Source organism: Neoalteromonas flava (assembly GCF_002807685.1).
GTDB classification, from domain to species: Bacteria; Pseudomonadota; Gammaproteobacteria; order Enterobacterales; family Alteromonadaceae; genus Alteromonas_E; species Alteromonas_E flava.
Window position 1 is genome coordinate 361,205 of the sequence record NZ_PEAX01000002.1, and the last position, 18,547, is coordinate 379,751.

16 protein-coding genes are annotated in these 18,547 nt (G+C 45.4%); 7 read left to right on the top strand and 9 right to left on the bottom strand.

The features are described 5' to 3' along the window. Nucleotides 1-8 precede the first annotated feature (8 nt). Nucleotides 9-2,231 (top strand): tetratricopeptide repeat-containing diguanylate cyclase, encoded by a 2,223-nt coding sequence (locus CSH92_RS05485; protein ID WP_124916923.1) that lies wholly within the window; start codon nt 9-11, stop codon nt 2,229-2,231. Here CSH92_RS05485 and prsR read toward each other — a convergent pair whose 3' ends face one another. From prsR to CSH92_RS05510, 5 genes are all read right to left on the bottom strand, one after another. Next, complete coding sequence (gene prsR, locus CSH92_RS05490) at nt 2,232-3,590, bottom strand: PEP-CTERM-box response regulator transcription factor (protein ID WP_100656606.1); 1,359 nt, start codon at nt 3,588-3,590, stop codon at nt 2,232-2,234. 29 nt (nt 3,591-3,619) lie between these two features. Beyond that, entirely contained in the window at nt 3,620-5,641 is a 2,022-nt protein-coding gene (prsK, locus tag CSH92_RS05495; RefSeq protein WP_100656607.1) for an XrtA/PEP-CTERM system histidine kinase PrsK, read from the bottom strand. Then, nucleotides 5,638-6,762 carry a beta-ketoacyl-ACP synthase III gene (locus tag CSH92_RS05500; protein ID WP_100656608.1) on the bottom strand — a complete coding sequence of 375 codons (1,125 nt, stop codon included), beginning with the start codon at nt 6,760-6,762 and terminating at the stop codon, nt 5,638-5,640. The genes prsK and CSH92_RS05500 overlap by 4 nt, the downstream gene beginning before the upstream one ends. A gap of 126 nt (nt 6,763-6,888) precedes the next feature. Beyond that, nucleotides 6,889-8,718 (bottom strand): choice-of-anchor I family protein, encoded by a 1,830-nt coding sequence (locus tag CSH92_RS05505; RefSeq protein WP_100656609.1) that lies wholly within the window; start codon nt 8,716-8,718, stop codon nt 6,889-6,891. 124 nt (nt 8,719-8,842) lie between these two features. Further along, the gene (locus CSH92_RS05510) at nt 8,843-9,295 is read right to left on the bottom strand and encodes a hypothetical protein (protein WP_124916924.1); all 453 of its coding nucleotides are present in this window, start codon (nt 9,293-9,295) and stop codon (nt 8,843-8,845) included. 143 nt (nt 9,296-9,438) lie between these two features. Here CSH92_RS05510 and CSH92_RS05515 point away from each other — a divergent pair, with 143 nt between their 5' ends. Beyond that, nucleotides 9,439-10,230, top strand: coding sequence for a M48 family metallopeptidase (locus CSH92_RS05515; protein ID WP_100656611.1), 792 nt, complete (start codon nt 9,439-9,441; stop codon nt 10,228-10,230). Nucleotides 10,231-10,293: 63 nt separating this feature from the next. Here CSH92_RS05515 and CSH92_RS05520 read toward each other — a convergent pair whose 3' ends face one another. Further along, nucleotides 10,294-11,112 (bottom strand): mechanosensitive ion channel family protein, encoded by an 819-nt coding sequence (locus CSH92_RS05520; protein WP_100656612.1) that lies wholly within the window; start codon nt 11,110-11,112, stop codon nt 10,294-10,296. A gap of 634 nt (nt 11,113-11,746) precedes the next feature. Between CSH92_RS05520 and CSH92_RS05530 the strand changes: the two genes are divergently transcribed. The 5 genes from CSH92_RS05530 (at nt 11,747) to ruvX (ending at nt 16,046) form a co-directional block, all read left to right on the top strand. After that, nucleotides 11,747-12,475: a 16S rRNA (uracil(1498)-N(3))-methyltransferase gene (locus tag CSH92_RS05530; RefSeq protein ID WP_100656735.1), complete on the top strand. Its 729-nt coding sequence runs from the start codon at nt 11,747-11,749 to the stop codon at nt 12,473-12,475. Between the two features lie 108 nt (nt 12,476-12,583). Then, nucleotides 12,584-14,038 carry a sensor histidine kinase gene (locus tag CSH92_RS05535; protein WP_100656614.1) on the top strand — a complete coding sequence of 485 codons (1,455 nt, stop codon included), beginning with the start codon at nt 12,584-12,586 and terminating at the stop codon, nt 14,036-14,038. A 72-nt stretch (nt 14,039-14,110) separates the two neighbouring features. Beyond that, nucleotides 14,111-15,061, top strand: coding sequence for a glutathione synthase (gshB, locus tag CSH92_RS05540; RefSeq protein ID WP_100656615.1), 951 nt, complete (start codon nt 14,111-14,113; stop codon nt 15,059-15,061). 3 nt (nt 15,062-15,064) lie between these two features. Next, nucleotides 15,065-15,631 (top strand): YqgE/AlgH family protein, encoded by a 567-nt coding sequence (locus tag CSH92_RS05545; protein WP_100656616.1) that lies wholly within the window; start codon nt 15,065-15,067, stop codon nt 15,629-15,631. A gap of 1 nt (nt 15,632) precedes the next feature. After that, entirely contained in the window at nt 15,633-16,046 is a 414-nt protein-coding gene (ruvX, locus tag CSH92_RS05550; protein ID WP_100656617.1) for a Holliday junction resolvase RuvX, read from the top strand. 10 nt (nt 16,047-16,056) lie between these two features. Here ruvX and CSH92_RS05555 read toward each other — a convergent pair whose 3' ends face one another. From CSH92_RS05555 to CSH92_RS05565, 3 genes are read right to left on the bottom strand one after another with little or no spacing between them, the layout of a single operon-like run. Further along, entirely contained in the window at nt 16,057-16,368 is a 312-nt protein-coding gene (locus tag CSH92_RS05555; protein ID WP_100656618.1) for a putative signal transducing protein, read from the bottom strand. Nucleotides 16,369-16,373: 5 nt separating this feature from the next. Continuing rightward, nucleotides 16,374-17,489 carry a PilT/PilU family type 4a pilus ATPase gene (locus CSH92_RS05560; protein WP_100656619.1) on the bottom strand — a complete coding sequence of 372 codons (1,116 nt, stop codon included), beginning with the start codon at nt 17,487-17,489 and terminating at the stop codon, nt 16,374-16,376. 3 nt (nt 17,490-17,492) lie between these two features. Then, nucleotides 17,493-18,536 (bottom strand): type IV pilus twitching motility protein PilT, encoded by a 1,044-nt coding sequence (locus CSH92_RS05565; RefSeq protein ID WP_100656620.1) that lies wholly within the window; start codon nt 18,534-18,536, stop codon nt 17,493-17,495. Between the last annotated feature and the right edge of the window lie 11 nt (nt 18,537-18,547).

Sequence of the window (18,547 nt, forward strand, 5' to 3'; positions counted from 1 at the left end):
AAATTCTTTTGGTCGATAGTTCAGGTGCTACTTACAGGAGTCATTACACTCCCTTTTTGATGCCTTTGGTCACACGGTTAAAGTGGCGTGTTGTCGCCATCATTTGTGTGTTCTTATGCTGTTCGCAAAGTTACGCACAAACCGAAATTGAATTACAAAACGTAATGTCAAAAAATGGCTATCTCGCCTATTCCAGCGCACTCAGTTTATATCGCCAAGGCGCGCTAGAGGAGTCTCAGGCCGTTGCGCTAGCATTACTGGAAAATGCCCAACCAGAAACCCTCGACGCGGCGGCCGCCAAACGCATTATCGCCCTGATCGCAATGCGACGGGGGCAATACGACTTTGCCCAGCGCACGTTAACCCAAGTCTTGAATGAATTCCGTGCACGCGAAAAAATCCAGTTAGTCGCCCTAGTCCAAGCTGACCTTGGTAACAATCTCAGTCAACAATCATTACATTCAAACGCATTAAATCTCTACAATAGTGCCCTTAGCACCCACGAAGTTTTTGGCAATACTGAACAAACCGTAACGCTGTATAATAGTATCGCAGCGACTCTCGAGAAAATGGGCCAGTATGAGCGGGCCTTGGAAGCCTTAACCAAAGCGCTAGAGTTGCAACGCGAAAAAGGGCAAAGACAAGAGTTAACCGTTACGTTGTTCAACATCGCAGAGATCCATCGTGAATTGGCTCAGCTGGAGCAAGCTGAAGCGTATTTTAACGATGCACTGACACTAGCAATAGAGCTTAACAACCAAACCCAAGTAGCAAGAATTCAATCAAAGTTAGGATTTATCCACATCGAAAGTGGTAATTTTGCCGCCGCCGAAGCGTCGTTTAACCGAGCTATTAATTGGTTAGCCAAAATGGAACATTCGTTAACGCTTGCCGAGTCCAGAGCCGGTCTTGGGCAAGCATTAATCGGTCAAAATAAAATAGCTGACGGAATGGCGCTGTTGAACGAGGCGCTAACCCATGCAGAAGCACACGGCTTTTTAGCGCTCAAGACAAAAGTACGACTAATCCTTGCGCAGGTCCATTTACAACTTAGCAATTATCCAACGGCACTCGAGCAAGCTGAAATAGGATTAGAAGAAGCCACTCAGCGGAAAGAACTCCCAAGGCAAGCCGAATTTGAATCCGTACGTGTAGAAATCTATGAAAAAACAGGTGAGTTTGCGCTAGCGTATGCAGCATTAAAGCGCCAAAAGCAAATTGAAGCTCTTATTTTACAACAGCGGCGAGACAACGCGTTAACGGCGCTGCAGGCCGAAGTTGAGTATGTTAGGCAGGAACAAGACATTGCATTACTGCGCAAAAACAAGGCCTCGGAATTAAATCTGGCAGAACAGCGAAATGCACGCAATGTGCTTATACTCGCCAGCCTAATCGTGTTTTTATTGCTCGCATTTCTATTTTTCAGTCGCCATGCGCAAAAGCTACGCAATGAACAACTCACAGGGATCGTTAAACGCCGAACACAAGAACTCGAAAAGAAAAACGAGGAATTGCAGCAGGCCTATCGCACATTGGAACATATGAGTTTACGTGACTCATTAACGGGTTGTTATAATCGCCATTTTCTAGACGCTAACCTGCCGGCAGAGGTCAATCGCAGTCTATTTAGTCATCGTTCGGCTAAAGAGAGCAATCAACCACCTTCGCTGCACAATGATCTACTGTGTTTTTTGCTCGACATTGACGACTTTAAAGCAATTAACGACACTTATGGTCATGTAACGGGCGATCGAGTTCTGATTCAGTTTGGTAAAATTATCGCCAATGTTTTTCGCCACTCAGACTTACAAGTCCGCTGGGGAGGAGAAGAATTTTTAGTTATTTGCCGGAATACACCGCGCTTAGATGCCGCCATGCTCGCCGAACGTTTACGTGCAACAATTGCAGATACTCCATTTAGAGGGAGTAATGAGAAAAAATTCCACGTTTCCTGCTCGATCGGCTTTACCGCTTTTCCGTTAGACATTGAGCAACCCGAAAGACTTTCATGGGAGCAATGTTTTGGCTTAGCAGACCATTGTTTATATTCTGCTAAGCGCTCTGGTAAAAACTGTTGGATTGGGATTACCCAAGCGACTGAAAATAGCCAGGAGCCACTCAGTCCCCAAGAAAAGGCATTAGCTTTGGGCGCTTTGGAAGTACAAACGTCGCTTAATCATTTATCCTCAATCAAGTGGCAAGAAATAATCGCAGATACTCCAACTGATTAGCTATACACCCGTTTTCAAATCTTCAAGGTGATATTTGTCGATCAATGAATATAACGTTGGTCGGGTTACACCTAACAATTCAGCTGTTTTCGACATATTCTTATCTGCTCTTAAATAAGCTCGGCGGATCGCCTCGCTTTCTGCGTTTTCTCTCACTTCACGCAAATTTAAAATTTCTTTTACTGCTGGCGCTTCGGCCGACCGTAACCCAAGGTCTTCGGCTGTCACCAACTGCCCTTCCGCCAATATAACTGCGGATTTGAGCTTGTTCTGCAATTCCCGGATATTACCCGGCCATGGATGTGCCAGCATGGCGTTGATGGCGCATTCACTGAATCCTTTAACCTTAGCGTTGAAGTCACTGCAGTATTGGGTTAGAAATGTTTTAGCAAGTAAGATAACATCTTGCTCTCGCTCTTTAAGCGGCGGGATTTCTATAATGATTTCCCCTACGCGATAAAATAAATCTTCGCGGAAAGCTTCCTCAGCCACCATTTGTTGCAGATTTCGATGGGTTGCGCAAACCACTCGAATGTCGACCGGTATTTCAGTACGGCCACCGACACGTTCTATTACACGCTCTTGTAGAAATCGGAGCATTTTAGCCTGTAGACCAATTGGCATGTCGCCGATTTCATCTAGAAACAACGTACCGCCCTGCGCCATTTCGATTTTTCCTAGGGTCGTTTTATTGGCACCGGTAAACGCTCCCTTTTCATAACCAAATAATTCACTTTCCAGTAAATTTTCTGGAATTGAAGCACAGTTAATAGCGACAAAAGCCTTTTCGCTGCGTTGACTGTGTTCATGAATACTGCGCGCGAATACTTCTTTACCGGTACCACTTTCTCCCAGCAATAACGCACTTATATCAGTTTGCGCTATCTTCTCGGCTCGTCGACTCGCGGCTTGTATGCTTGGGCTATTACCAATTATCTTGCCCATTGAAGGGTTGGTGCGCACTAAAATCCGATTTTCATGCTCCAGTTGTGCCAAGTTTAATGCCCGATTGATAATGATTTTCATCGTATCTGAGTCAATCGGCTTTTGATAAAAATCGTAGGCTCCTAGTTCTATGGCCTTTAATGCGTTGGCTTTATCGTTATTGCCAGTTACTACAATTACTTTGGTATGCGGTGCCAGGGAGAGGATCTCTGACAAGGCTAAAAGTCCTTCGGATGCATTGGTAGGGTCTGGTGGCAATCCGAGATCTAAAGTGACCACTGCCGGCTCATGACGACGCAGCTGGGCTATCGCAGAACTTCTATCTTCGGCGTAGACAAGCTCAAAGTCAGTCAAACTCCATTTTAGTTGTTTCTGTATTCCTAAGTCGTCATCTACCACTAACACTTTTGTCATTGCGTTTCGCTTCCCTTATATCCGGCAAATTAATTGGTTGGGATTACTAAAGTAAAGGTCGTGCCTTTACCTACTTCGCTTTCTACTTCGATACTACCACCGATCGATTCAAGGTAGCTACGTGCATCATACGCACCAATGCCCATGCCAGCATTCCCCTTCGTCGTGTCAAAGGGTTTATATAAGCGATTGCGGATAAACTCTGCAGTCATTCCTTCACCGTTATCACTTATCGTCACTAGCTGCTGTGCATTCCCATCGTTGTACTCCAATGTCACCAAGACCCAGCCATTATCGGCAGTCGCCTGTTGCGCGTTATTGAGCAAGTGGTACATAACATTAGCAAACTTTTCAGCGTCCACAACGACATCGGTTTCTGAGCCTACTTTCAACTCAGGGCTGGGTTTTAGCGTTGCGCAACGTTGTTCAATTACCGTAGTAATAATGGCAGATAGTTTGAAGCTACCTTGCTTCGCTTGCGGTGCACTTTGCTTGTCAGTTAATTGCGAAAGCATCTTATCCATACGCGACTTAGTATGTTGCAAGGTCTCAAAAGTATCGTCTATAAACTCTGGATTATGCTTATGTTGTTGCGCATTACATAGAATCAAATCAATTTGGGCTAACACATTCTTTAAGTCATGCACTACAAAGGCTGACATTCTCGAGAACGCAGCGAACTGAGCATTTTCGGCAATTTGATTAGCAGCTTCATTATGAAAAATAAAATTACTAATTTGCGCGGTTACGGCATTCAAGTAGTCGCGCAACTCCCAATTTAATCGAACTTGTGCTTCTTGACTTCCTTTCAATACAACAATTCCCCACAACCCCTCATGCTCGAATAGAGGCACTACAATAATTTTATCCAATGCCTGCATTTCGAGTGATTCAAGCTTCAAACCTTCATAAACGTAAGGTTTGACCTTGTATTCCTCACTATCAAACAGCCAACTTGTTGAGTTAAAAAATGCGATAAGCTTGTTACCCACCGTTTCCGGTAAGTCCGCAAAGGCATCCGTCTTTGCAACATCCTGCAAGTTACCTTGCTGCAGCTTGAATAAAGCGCCTTGCTTGTACTGTAAGGCCCCAAGATAACCATGTAAGGCATTTTCATAGACATCCGTTATGTGGTCGCTTTGCGCCGTTAATGCAGTGGTTAATTTGACCCACTCTTGGCGGTAATCAAACTGATTCGCAAAAAAGTTTTTGGTAATGAAGACTTTTACCTTAGTGCGAAAACTTTGCGATAAAAATACCGTTGCTAACAGGGTTAGCGATAACGCAATGAATACTACTTGAATTGTGGCGCCCCATTGACCGCCGATATATTTCACCGCATAACCAATGGTTGCCATGATCAATAAATAACCACCAGCCACTAATAGCAGCGAACTATGTAGAACGACTTCTCTGGAGATGAAAATATCGACGCCCCAATGCTTGATGCGGCGAATCGCGATAATGAGTAGTGGCGCTAGTAATAAATAAATATATCCTCGTGCGGCTACGTACAGTGGCTCCACCTGAGCAACCATTGTTGCATTGGCATAGGTGACAAATTCAAACAAATTAATCACGCCAAGATATAACACGAGGGGCTTAAATGCCCAGCGATGCTCGCCAGCCTGACGGTAAACTTGTTCCAACAACACTAAGACCTCAAGCGCAATAATCGTTTGCAGGAGGAAGCGCCACGGCGTTGAGAGAAGCCCAAATTCGGGTAGTACGATAGCAGCCGTCGGAACCGCGAGAATAGCCCAGGTTACCGGTCGCGAGAGCACGCCCCACAGTGAGGTAAAGTCGTTGCGTAAAAACGCTGACAAGAACAGCAACCAGACCCATTGCTTACCACTATCAATGTAGAGCAAACGGTCTAGCGTGAAATCACCGCCAATCAAAGTAAGGTGTGCGCCCGCCCACAGCACAGTCACTAAAGTCGATAAGATTAATAAGTATTTTGCCAGTCCTGCCTTACGCACAGTGAGTAACAGTAATAGCAGGAGTAAATACCCCAATCCGGCAAGGCTGTATCCAATATCAGCTATCACAGTTTTTTGATTACCAAACTACCAATTGAGTATCCCGCGCCAAACGAGCACAAAACGCCTACATCATCTCTAACTAAATCCTCATGATTGAGCGCAAAAGCAATGACCGAACCCGCTGAAGCCGTATTAGCATATGTGTCCAACACAATTGGCGCTTCATCAGCACCTGGTAAGCGGCCCAGTAGCTTTTTACTGATAAGCGTGTTCATATTGATGTTGGCTTGATGCAACCACCAACGCCGGATTTGCGGGATAGTAAGACCGCAAGCAGTAATGTGTTGTTCTAGATGCTCAGCCGCTAATGGACAAACTTCTTTAAATACTTTGCGCCCTTCTTGATGAAACAACTTATCCGGTCCATATGGATCAGCGTCTGTCGCATGGGTCATGTAGCCAAAATTTGACCTGATATTGTTAGAAAAGGCGGTCAGGGCTTTGGTACCCAAGATCTCAAATACATGCTTACCACGCGCGGTGTCTCTGCGCTCGACAACAGTTGCCGTCGCCACATCACCAAAAATAAAGTGACTGTCACGATCGGTGTAGTTTATTTGGGGCGAGACTAATTCTGGATTGATCACCAGCACGCGCTTCGCAGTGTTTGCTTTTACCATCTCGTAGGCGCGATGCAAACCGAAGGTTGCAGCCGAACAAGCGACTAACATATCAAAACCGAATCCGGTAATACCCAAGGCATCTTGAACTTCAATTGCAATGGCCGGATAAGAACGCTGTGTATAGGCACAACTGACAATAACCGCATCGATATCTGTAGGATTAAGAGCAGCAGATTGAATGGCAGTTTTTGCTGCGGCGACTGCAATTTCGGCTTGTTGACTCAACTCTTCATCACTACGCTCGACAATTGCAGGACGCATCCGATTGATATCTAGCACACCATCCTTGCAATAGATATAACGACTCTTTATGCCAGATGCTTTTTCAATAAATTCTGCACTGCTGTGAGGTTTAGCCTCGAGTGTACCGGCAGCAATCGCTGCAGCATTCTCGGCATTGTATTTGTCAGCGAAGTCGTTGTAGCTTGCGACTAGCTCTTCATTGCTTATGGTGTGCGGAGGAGTCCAGACTCCAACTCCGCTAATAACTACCGCGTCTGTCATAAGTGTTCTCTGTGTATTTGGATGACATTAACTCTGTCTATTAATACTAGAATACCCTGACAACGCTTGATTGTCATGAAACAAAAAAGGCGCCTCAAGCGGCGCCTTTTTGATTTTTTGTAACATTTAGTTTTGGGTAATTTCCCAAACACTTACGGTACCACTAACTTCGTTACCACTGATTAGTAGAGGGTTACCCGTAGCGCTATCTTCAGCTGCCACGAATACAAGGCTTTCCGGCGCAAGGTCACCAATTACATCAGCTACACCAAGGCCTTCGGTAAGATCACGATTGATAACATATTCGGCAAATTTCACATCGTATGGATTAGTCACGTCATACACCATGATCCCGCCCATACGCTCAAGTCCGATAAAGGCGTAGACACGGTTGCCAATCATGCCAACTGTCAGTGCTTCAGGCTCAGGCCCTTTGTTTTCAGAGCGCGAGTCACTTTCGTTAACATCATTATCATTGTTGAACTGAGCGCCATGGACTGAAGCAGTGATACGTTCGAAATCGTCACCAGAATCGAATACCACTAACCCATTTTGATCCCAAACAGTAAATGAACGGCCACCATAGGTATACGCCATATCATATTCACCATCGCCATCAGCATCACCAATCTCAGCACTTACGCGCAGACCGTCTATGCTGCCCATCATTTTCAATGATTCAAGTTTTGAGCCTGGCTCAGCTGCAATATCTTCGATTTTCACTTCATCGGTATAGGATAAGCAACCATCATCAGCATCAAAATCAATTCCGCCAGCGGCGGTACAAGCGGCCTGATCGGCTGCAGGGAAGAAGTATTCGCGTGCATCACCCTCGTTTGCCGTTACTAGGAAAGTTGCTCCTTTCCACTCATAACTGGCAATCGTATCCGGCATGTAGACACCATACAGACCATCGTATTTACCGAAGCTCACTGCACCATCTTCATTACCGTCAAAATTCAATTCTGACCAATCTTTGAAGCCCAACCCAACAAGCTCTACAGATAAGTCTTCTAAATCGACGATGGCGACGCCATTGTTTTCTTGCAAAGTCACGTAAACGAGGTCATTGGTTGCCTCGATGGCTTCAGGCTCCAGGTCCTGTGCAACCGTAATATCGATCAAGTTGCCATTAATCGTGCGACCTGAAGGATTTGGAAAAACCATACCCTGTGCTTCCAAGTCTGCTTGCTGGCCATTAAACTGAGTAAAGTCTACCGTTTCGGCGGTTTCTTCAGGCTCGTTGTTCGCGAGTATATCAATGACTGAAATACTGCCTTCAGGATCATTGCTATAATCTCCATTTGGCTCACCTTCATTGGCAACAATCACTTTGCCGCCGTCAGGAGTGAACTTGACCATATCAGGTAGGTTGCCAACAGCAACACCATCTAGCAACGCTGGCGCATTATCGTTAAGACCATTGTAAAACAAGACCATGCCGTTATCGGCTTGAGTTGCCCCGGAAACTGCGACGGCAAGCAAATCACCAGAGACTGCAATACTATTAACACCGCCTAAAGCAGTACCCTCAAATTCAGTCGGTAGAGTAATCGACGTCGCTGACAAATTGACCAGATTAATCGGGTCTGAAAGTGCATCTGACGTTAAACCACTGGCATTGATAATCGCAATCGTTCCAGCTGAGCTATTCGTTGCGTATATGCGCTGCGTCTCTTGATGGTATTGCACAATTTCAGCAGCTCCACTAGCACCCAAACTTGCGCGGCCAACAATCGACAGCGTAATACCTAAAGATGCATCTGAGCCATCCTGACCGTCTTGTCCGTCCTGACCATCTTGCCCAGGCGCACCATCTTGTCCGGGATCGCCTTGTGGCCCTTGTAAGCCTTGTTCACCTTGTAATCCGTCGTCACCGTCTAAGCCACATCCTGCTAACGTCGCTGACACAAAAAACGCCAGAAGTCCGTACTTGAATACTTGTCGAGCCGCCATTTGCCTTCCTTTTTTTGTCGTTATTGCCACACAATAGTTTATTATTGCTTATCATGCTAAATACTGTGGACTAAGTCCACACCATTTATTCTTTTAAGCGGAAGTCAAAGGTAGACGGTTATTATTACAATTGCATGAAGTTGCCAGCACAACGCTCTGCAGCAACGGGATAAAGTTCAACAGCATGTGTAATGCGCACAAATACGCAATCACCCATAAATGCGGCATTGGAATCAGTGACTACGATAACCGAGTCTCCATTTAAGTCTGCAAGTTCATATTCGTATCCGCGTCGAGAGCCCTCGACAACTGCAGTGATAAGACCAAACAAAACACCGCCCCAAATCGCTCCCCTTAGTGCGTGAGCTCCATCAATATGCGCACCTGAAATAGCACCATGCATCATGCCATCAGCTATATTCGGTCCCATTGAGGATTCCAAATGGACAGGTTCAACTGCATCTACCCAAGCGTAAAATTCAGTTATGGGTTGCGGGTGTCGGTGTGCGTGGGCTGCACATCCTCCAAGTGCCCAAAAGGTAAGCACTACAAGTAATCCATACATAGTTTTTTGCATGCCAAAATACTCTCAACCTAAAATCTAATAGTGAATCCACAAAGCTGAATAGACCCTTAACGATAGGATTATTTTAACTTGCTTCTCGACGTTCAAATGACGCAAGATATCATTCATCCTATCGCTGAATCGATGAGCTACATATGCTTAAAAAATTTGTTTATACCACTGCTTTACTCACTCTATTGGGCTGTGCGACGTCTCCAACCGGCAGAAATCAAGTGCTGCTTTACTCCGATAGTCAATTATCTGAAATGGGCGCGCAGGCATTTAACGGAATGAAGGATTCAATCCAGATTTCCAATAAAGCAGTTGAAAACGAGTATGTGCAATGCGTCGCTCGTCCAATTATTGCCCAAGTGAGTCCGGAAGTATTTTCCGGGCAATGGGAAATCGTTGTGTTTGATGATCCACAAGTGAATGCTTTTGCCTTACCCGGCGGTAAAATTGGGGTTTATACGGGACTATTGCAAGTGGCCGAAAATCAGCATCAACTAGCCGCAGTAATTGGTCATGAGGTTGGCCATGTTATCGCCCAGCATGGTAATGAGCGGATGTCGCAAAGCACAATCATTTCTATCGGCTCACAGGCAGTAGGACAAATCATGGCCGCTAACGAAGTTGCTAATTCAGGTCCTATCATGGCGGCAATTGGTCTGGGCGTACAAGTTGGTGTGCAATTACCATTTAGTCGTACTCATGAATCTGAGGCCGATGAAATTGGACTTACCCTCATGGCTCAAGCTGGTTTTGCACCGCAGGAAGCTATCAAGTTGTGGGAAAACATGGAAGCGGCCAGCGGGGGGCAGCGCCAACCCGAATTGTTATCTACTCACCCAGCACCACAAACCCGCATTGCAGCATTAACAGCATTGCTGCCTGAGGCACAATCGATTGCACAACAACAAACGCAAAAACCTAAATGTCGGAGTTAGGAGCACATTAGCAATAAAAAAGGCCGCAAGTTGCGGCCCTCTTTTGTGCTGCCCAAAGGTAAGTTAGTCTTCTTTGTGAACGTGCACATCCATTTGTGGAAATGGGATTGAAATTCCTTCTTTATCGAAGCGCAGTTTCACAGCTTCTGTGAAGTCAAACTTTACACCCCAGTAGTCGCCGCTTTTAACCCAAGGACGAACTACAAAATTTACACTACTATCGCCCAGTTCTGAAACGGCAACTTGAGCCGCAGGCTCTGCAAGAATGCGTTCATCTTCTTTGACCATGGCTTCAAGCACTTGCTTGGCCTTAAGCAAATCATCGCCGTAACCAATACCAAAAACCATATCTACACGACGCGTTTCTTTGGCTGAGAAATTAGTAATGTTGCCGCCATAAATGGCGCCATTAGGAACGATAATTTCTTTGTTGTCTGGCGTGGTCATGATCGTGGTAAATATACCGATCGACTTCACCGTGCCCATTGTGCCACCCGCTTCAACAAAATCACCCGACTTAAACGGCTTAAATACCAACAGCATGACGCCGGCAGCAAAGTTTTGCAGTGAACCTTGGAGCGATAAACCGATAGCTAAACCAGCGGCACCTAAAATAGCAACCAGTGATGTTGTATCCACACCCAACTGATCAAGTGCTGCAACAATGACAAACAACATCAGTACTGCGTTGATAATTGAGGCTAAGAATGCAACTAGCATTTCATCGTATTTTGACTTTGCCATCACCTTGCTAAACAGTGACATCAATATGCCAACGACAATCTTACCGACAATATAGATAAGGATGGCGAAAACAATGTTAATGCCCCACGGGATCACATAGGTATTAACCAAGTTTTCAATTTCTTCAGCAGAGTACATGTATAAATTCCTTCTGATTGGGTTAACTATTTAACCAGAAGAAAAAATAGCAACATTTAGGCACATTTGACAATGAAAAAAACAACTCATTGTTTTGCCGAATTTTTCTCTTCTTTCCTTTCGGCTTTGAACCTATTGTTAAGAAGTTGAAGAGTGGTTGTAGTGAAACTGTTAAAAAGCTGTCACCAATCGCAGACACCTTTTACTTAAAGACTTTTAGCCAAATTTTTTTAGCAAATAAACTGGATTTTTCTGAGAAATTGACTATATTTCCAGCACGCTATAAACCTGCTCAGAGGATCAGGTGGCGAATTTGAATTAATATTTTTAAAGGAATTGAAAATGTTATTACTATCTATTTTGTTTACTGCAGTTTGCCTACTATTTATATACGCTTTAATGAGAGATACCGGAGATAACACGCCAGACGCGCGTGCCACCGGACATGTATTAACTCCAAACGGCGCCACAAAACAGGCTCGCAGAATCAGCAGCAAAGAGACCCAAGCGGTCAGCTTAAGCTAAAACTCAACTAAATACTTTGGCGCGCAAGCGCCTTTTTATTTTTGACCGTGTGCTGAACATTGTCGGCGTGGTATTCTTCCCGCATATAAATAAACATCTCTTATCCACTATGCGAATTTCCCGTTTTTTTGTTGCTAGCGATTTAGCTGTCGACACTGCGGTCATCATGCCCGCAGAGACTGCGCACTACATGGCTAACGTACTTCGGCTTTTGCCACAAACACCGGTAGTCCTATTCAACGGAGATGGCAACGAATATAGCGGCGTTGTCAGCAGTATTAGTAAGCGGCAGGCTGAGGTTTACATCGATGCGAAGTTGGCGATTGACCCACAATCGCCGCTGGTTCTCCATCTAGGTCAAGCGGTTAGCAAAGGCGATAGAATGGAGTGGGTGTTGCAAAAAGCAACCGAACTCGGGGTCACCCATATTACTCCCGTAATAACTGAACGATGTGCGGTCAAGTTAAGCGCAGAACGATGGGATAAAAAACTTTCCCAATGGGCGAAAATCATTCAAGCTGCGTGTGAGCAATCTGGCCGGAATACCCTACCGGTATTAAATAACCCTATCCACCTACCTGATTGGTTAAAAACATCTTCTGATCAGACTCGCATTTTATTTGATCCTTCGGCGCACCAGCGTATCCAGCAGCTCGAAGGTAATTGCCGAGGTTTCCGCATTTTGGTCGGCCCAGAGGGCGGTTTATCTGAACAAGAAGTCTACACCGCCGTTCAAAATGGCTATCAAGCGTTAACGATGGGGCCTCGCATTTTGCGTACTGAAACGGCGGCAGTTGCTGCTATATCCATACTGCAATCAAACTTCGGTGATTTTTGATGGTATCCCGAATTATCTGACAAAATTTTGACACACCTCAAAATTGAGTTTACCGTTCCAATGTTATGTTTGATTGTATTAACGCGAAGGTATTACGCAGTAACTTGAATGTCCAAAAAGCCTGAAGAAAGTGTCAGCACGGAGCAAATCACACAGTTAAAAAACAGGAGCGCAGTCGAAATCGGGAGAGCCAAAGCGCTCGACCAATTGATTAGTGGTGCGCCTTTAAAAACCGTCGCTCACACCATGTTGCAGGGTATTGAAGAAGCGCACCCAGGCGCGCGCTGTATTATTATGCTGCTTAATGAAGATAAAATAACCCTTTCTCCGCTGGTTGCGCCTAGTTTTTCATCTGACTTAGTTAAAGCCTTTGCGAATTTCCCGGTTGGTGCCAATAGTGGCTGTTGCGGCGCTGCGGTGTTCCATAAGAAACCTGTATATGTCGCCAACGTGCAAACCAGCAAAGACTGGCAACCTGTGGCAGCGATAGCCAAACAAGCGCGACTAAAAGCTTGTTGGTCAACTCCGCTAATTTCTCCAGAGGGTGAGGTCTATGGCTCCCTCGCGCTATACCCTAGCGAGAGACGGGAGCCAAGTGAAGATGATATCTATGCGCTTGATTATGAAGCGAAAATTTTGAGCGTTATCATTGAACGCTCGCGCATGATTTCAGCATTAAAAAAATCACATAATGAATTGGAGCTGCGCGTCGCAGAACGAACGAAGGAGTTAAGTGAAGCCAATGTGCTGCTTAGTAAAGCGCTCGATCAGCGCAATGAAGTGCGCATGCAATTACTGGAGATGGAAAACATGGCAGCGCTTGGCACTATGATGTCGAGCTTAACCCATGAGATTAATACCCCAATTGGGGTAGCGATTACCGCGGCAACCTACTTGCGAGCGATGCAACAAAAGTCGAAGACGCTTTTTGAACAAAATGCTTTGAAACGCTCTGACCTTGAAGCGTTTTATTTAGAATGTGGTGAAGCCTCTGAGATTATCGAGCGTAACTTAGCTCGTACCAGTCAATTGATAACGACCTTTAAACAGCTTTCGACCGACCAACACTCACAAGAACCTCGTAGCATCAATGTCATTGATTATATTGATGAAATACTCTTGTCTTTAAAACCGCGCTTGAAACGTTTTGGGCATTTATTTTGTTTGGATGTAAACCCCGCGTTAGAAATTCAAACAAACCCCGGTGCACTTGGGCAAATTCTGATCAACTTGATTATGAATTCAGCCATCCACGCTTTTGAACCTGGCCAACGGGGGAGGATTACCATCCGGGGGCGAATTGACAATAGTCATGACCAAAATGCGCACCTATTATTGGACTATCGTGACAATGGTAAAGGCATGTCTGAGCACACGGTAGCAAACATTTATAAACCATTTTTCACCAATGCCCGCAACAATGGTGGCACTGGCTTAGGCATGCACATTTGCTACAACTTAGCAGTGGATGTACTCAAAGGTACGTTGGATTGTGAATCGGTGTTGGGTAAAGGTACTTTGTTTCGATTACGGATCCCTGTCAATAATACCGAAAGTGACTAATACTTTACGCGTAGCTTGAAAAAAATTTTCTCACCGCCACTTTAATTATAAATCTCGAATGCAAGGATCCTCATGAGCATTAAATTAGCCATAGTCATGGACCCCATTGATGCCATCAACATTAAGAAAGACAGCAGTTTTGCCATGCTGTTGGAAGCGCAAGCACGTGGTTACTCGCTGCACTATATTGAAATGGCAGACCTTTATATTGATGATGGCCACCCCTATGCCAGTTGCCGTGAATTAACGGTACAAGAGGACCCTAAGCAATGGTTTACGCTGAGTGAACGTGCAGAAACATCATTGTCGCATTTTGATGTCATTTTAATGCGCAAAGATCCCCCGGTAGATGCTGAGTTCATTTATGCAACCCACATGTTAGAGTTGGCGGAAAGGCAAGGCTGTTTAGTTGTTAACAAACCGCAAAGTTTACGTGACTTCAACGAAAAACTTTTCACTACTTGGTTTGCTGAACACACCCCCCCCACATTGGTGACTGCCCAGAAAGCAAAAATTAAAGCGTTTCATGAACAGCATCGAGATATTATTTGCAAACCACTTGATGGTATGGGCGGAGTGTCTATTTTTCGCGTCACTGAAGATGGCACCAATTTAGGTGTGATAGCGGAAACCTTAACCAAAAACGGCCAGCAATATGCCATGTTCCAACGCTATCTGCCCGCCATTAAGGAAGGTGACAAACGTGTGTTAATTGTCGCTGGCGAAGTGATACCTTATTGTTTAGCACGTTTACCCAGTGGTAATGAGACCCGTGGAAATCTGGCTGCTGGGGGCACCGGCAGACCTCAGCCAATCAGCGCGAGTGATCGGCAACTAGCAGAGGCCATCGCACCTACTTTGGTAGAAAAAGGTTTACTCTTTGTCGGCTTAGACGTGATTGGTGATAAAATCACAGAAATTAATGTAACCAGTCCGACTTGTGTACGTGAACTTGAAGCCGCTTACAATATCAACATCTGTGGCAAGTTATTTGACGCTATAGAACTAAGGATCAATCAATAAGATATGTCAGACCAGGTCACCTTTGAGAACCACTTTTTAATCGCCATGCCGAGCTTGGAGGACCGTTACTTTTCGCGGTCACTTACCTACATTTGCGAGCATAATGAGCAAGGTGCGATGGGGCTGGTGATCAATCAACCGACGAATATGAATTTGAAGGCATTACTTGAACAGATTGATGACTCGGTAGTGGTGGACGATGCCCACGCAGAGAAGATCGTTTTGGCCGGCGGTCCGGTTTCCCAAGACCGAGGCTTTATTTTACACACGACTCAAGAGGGTTGGTCTTCAAGCTTGGCATTAACATCTGAAATCATGGTGACCACATCAAAAGACATCTTGCCTGCCATCGCTACCAGCCAGGGACCAGAAAAGTCATTAGTTACCTTGGGGTATGCAGGTTGGACGGCCGGCCAGTTAGAGCAAGAGATCCAAGAAAATAGTTGGTTAATTGTCGCAGCCGACCGTGACATATTGTTTGATGTACCTATCCATAAAAAATGGCAGGCTGCAGTAAATAAGCTAGGGGTTGATATCTGGCAACTGGCACCCAACGCCGGGCACGCGTAGCATGCAAGGAACGCTGTTAAGTTTTGACTATGGCATCAAAAGTATTGGTGTGGCAGTAGGGCAAAGCATCACTGCCACTGCTTCACCACTACATGCATTAAAAGCGACCGATGGTATTCCAGACTGGCGTAAAGTTGAACAACTCATCGCGGAATGGCAACCAAATGCATGCATCGTTGGCCTTCCCCTGAATATGGACGGCACAGAACAATCCATAACTGAACGTGCTCGCACCTTTGCTAATCGCTTAAAGGGACGTTTTAATTTAAAAGTAGAGCTGTGGGACGAGCGCTTGACGACAGTCGATGCCAAAGCTGAGCTCTTTGCCATGGGGGGATTTAAAAAGCTCGATAAAGGGAAAATTGATAGCGTATCAGCCTGTTTGATCCTGCAAAGCTATTTCGAAAATTACTGACTGTTTACGCCTAGCGACAATGTTGGCACTGCCAGCAAACCTCAAAGCTCGCACTATTGGCTTCGCCACAATTTAAACAAACCCAATCTTGGCCATTATTCTTGTTTGCGCAATCGTGCTGAAAAGCATCGATAAGCGCATAAGCTTTGGGTGCCCATTCAGGATCCGTAAGCCAAACTTCGGGCTGTGCATCCAATGGTGATACCTCGCCTATGGCACCAGCAATGAACTCGTTTTTGAGGAAGCACGGGATCCCGTGCTCCTCTAGCAATGACTTGATCCTAAACACCAAAAAGCGGTCATAATCGCGATAGATCAGCAACTTATCTAATCCATATCGATCGATACATTCGACAATGAACCTAGTCCTGAGCCTTCATTGGTATCCAACTTAATCATTAAGCGCAGGTCATTCGGAGAATCCGCATGATGGAGCGCCTGATCCAACGAAATCCGTCCGGCTTTATAATGATCATATAGCGCCATATCAAAGGTTTGCATGCCCGCTTCTTTCCCCTTTTGCATTGCCTCTTTCAGCGAACCGATATTATTTTTTTGGATCAAATCCGTGATTAAGGGCGAATTCAATAATATTTCTATCGCTGCTACCCGACCTTTACCGTCAATAGTTGGAACCAATTGCTGCGCCACAATCGCGCGGATATTCAAACTTAAATCAAAGCGTAGCTTTTCATGTAAGTCTTTAGGTGCGAGGTGCATGATCCGCTCAATCGCTTGATTGGCATTGTTTGCGTGCAGAGTTGCCACACATAAGTGGCCGGTATCTGCAAACGACATAGCATATTCCATGGTCTCCATTGAGCGGATCTCACCAATCAGAATAACATCAGGTGCTTGACGTAAAGATGACTTCAATGCATCGTCAAAAGACAGAGTGTCAATACCGACTTCGCGTTGCGTCACTACACACTTGTTATGTTCGTGTACAAACTCGATCGGATCTTCGATGGTTAAAATATGGCCTTTAGAATTCGCGTTGCGATGACCAATTAAGGCCGCTAGCGAGGTTGATTTACCGGTACCCGTTCCCCCAACAAACAGCACCAATCCGCGCTTCGCCATAATAATGTCTTTTAACACTGGCGGTAGCCCCAAATCATCGGCTTGTGGAATTTGAGTTACGATGCGTCGAATAACCATTCCGGCCAAATCGCGCTGCCAAAATGCGCTACAACGAAAACGTCCAATTCCCTCGCGAGCGATAGCAAAGTTACATTCCTTGCTGGTTTCAAACTCGTCGCGTTGCTTATCTGACATTGCCTGGTGCACTAAGTCCAAGGCATCGTCGGCCGAAAGTGCATCATCCCCTAAAGGGGTTAACTGGCCGTTGATTTTAGCACTTACCGGGTAGCCAACAGTAATGAAGACATCCGATGCGGACTCGCCTACCATCTGTTCTAAATAATCATCGAGTGAATGCATGGCCTAGAATCCTGGTTTAGGTTGTTTATCGATAGATTTACCTGCCGCGTCCTGCGGAGTGATAACCCCCATGCCAACGAGTTTTTGCAAACACTGATCCATCGTTTGCATACCATGCGCCTGCCCGGTTTGAATGACAGAGTACATCTGTGGCACCTTATCTTCACGGATGAGGTTACGGATAGCAGGTATACCAATCATTATTTCATGCGCTGCAATTCGTCCTCCCCCCACTTTTTTCAGCAAGGTTTGAGAAATGACCGCGCGCAATGATTCTGAAAGCATAGAACGCACCATGGCCTTTTCTTCAGCTGGAAACACATCAATGATCCGGTCGATGGTCTTTGGAGCTGAGTTAGTGTGTAGCGTACCAAAGACTAAATGCCCGGTTTCCGCTGCAGAAATCGCCAAGCGAATAGTTTCCAAATCCCGCAACTCACCCACCAGAATAACGTCTGGATCTTCACGCAATGCACTACGAAGTGCATTGTTAAAGCTATGCGTATCACGGTGGACCTCACGTTGGTTAATGACACAAAGTTTGTTTTCGTGCACAAATTCGATGGGATCTTCGATGGTTAGAATATGCTCACGCTTATGCGTATTGATGTGGTCTATCATCGCGGCCAAGGTGGTACTTTTACCACTACCCGTCGCTCCAGTAACCAAAACTATCCCCGTGGGCTGATTGATTATATCTTTGAATATGGCCGGCGCCCCAAGATCATCTAAAGTTAACACTTTGCTGGGGATTGTCCGTAAGACCGCCGCCGCACCACGATTCTGCACGAACGCATTAACCCTGAAGCGCGATAAATCTTTAACTTCAAAAGAAAAATCGGTTTCAAGATTTTCTTCATACTCCTTACGTTGCATATCATTCATGATCTCATAAATCAGCGCATGTACTTGTTTATGATCCAATGCTGGAACGTTTAAACGCCGCATCTCACCATCCACACGAATGATAGGCGGTAATCCTGCGCTTAAATGTAAATCCGATGCGTTGTTTTGCACACTAAAGGCTAAAAGTTCGGTAATATCCAAGGTCTGTGTCT

Excerpts from the sequence above, each read along its gene's own strand:
- CSH92_RS05515 (WP_100656611.1), top strand. The coding sequence starts at position 9,439 with ATGCTTAAAAAATTTGTTTATACCACTGCTTTACTCACTCTATTGGGC.
- CSH92_RS05560 (WP_100656619.1), bottom strand. The coding sequence starts at position 17,489 with ATGCATTCACTCGATGATTATTTAGAACAGATGGTAGGCGAGTCCGCA.
- CSH92_RS05545 (WP_100656616.1), top strand. The coding sequence starts at position 15,065 with ATGTCAGACCAGGTCACCTTTGAGAACCACTTTTTAATCGCCATGCCG.
- CSH92_RS05520 (WP_100656612.1), bottom strand. The coding sequence starts at position 11,112 with ATGTACTCTGCTGAAGAAATTGAAAACTTGGTTAATACCTATGTGATC.
- CSH92_RS05510 (WP_124916924.1), bottom strand. The coding sequence starts at position 9,295 with ATGCAAAAAACTATGTATGGATTACTTGTAGTGCTTACCTTTTGGGCA.
- prsR (WP_100656606.1), bottom strand. The coding sequence starts at position 3,590 with ATGACAAAAGTGTTAGTGGTAGATGACGACTTAGGAATACAGAAACAA.
- CSH92_RS05530 (WP_100656735.1), top strand. The coding sequence starts at position 11,747 with ATGCGAATTTCCCGTTTTTTTGTTGCTAGCGATTTAGCTGTCGACACT.
- ruvX (WP_100656617.1), top strand. The coding sequence starts at position 15,633 with ATGCAAGGAACGCTGTTAAGTTTTGACTATGGCATCAAAAGTATTGGT.
- gshB (WP_100656615.1), top strand. The coding sequence starts at position 14,111 with ATGAGCATTAAATTAGCCATAGTCATGGACCCCATTGATGCCATCAAC.
- CSH92_RS05535 (WP_100656614.1), top strand. The coding sequence starts at position 12,584 with ATGTCCAAAAAGCCTGAAGAAAGTGTCAGCACGGAGCAAATCACACAG.
- CSH92_RS05505 (WP_100656609.1), bottom strand. The coding sequence starts at position 8,718 with ATGGCGGCTCGACAAGTATTCAAGTACGGACTTCTGGCGTTTTTTGTG.
- CSH92_RS05500 (WP_100656608.1), bottom strand. The coding sequence starts at position 6,762 with ATGACAGACGCGGTAGTTATTAGCGGAGTTGGAGTCTGGACTCCTCCG.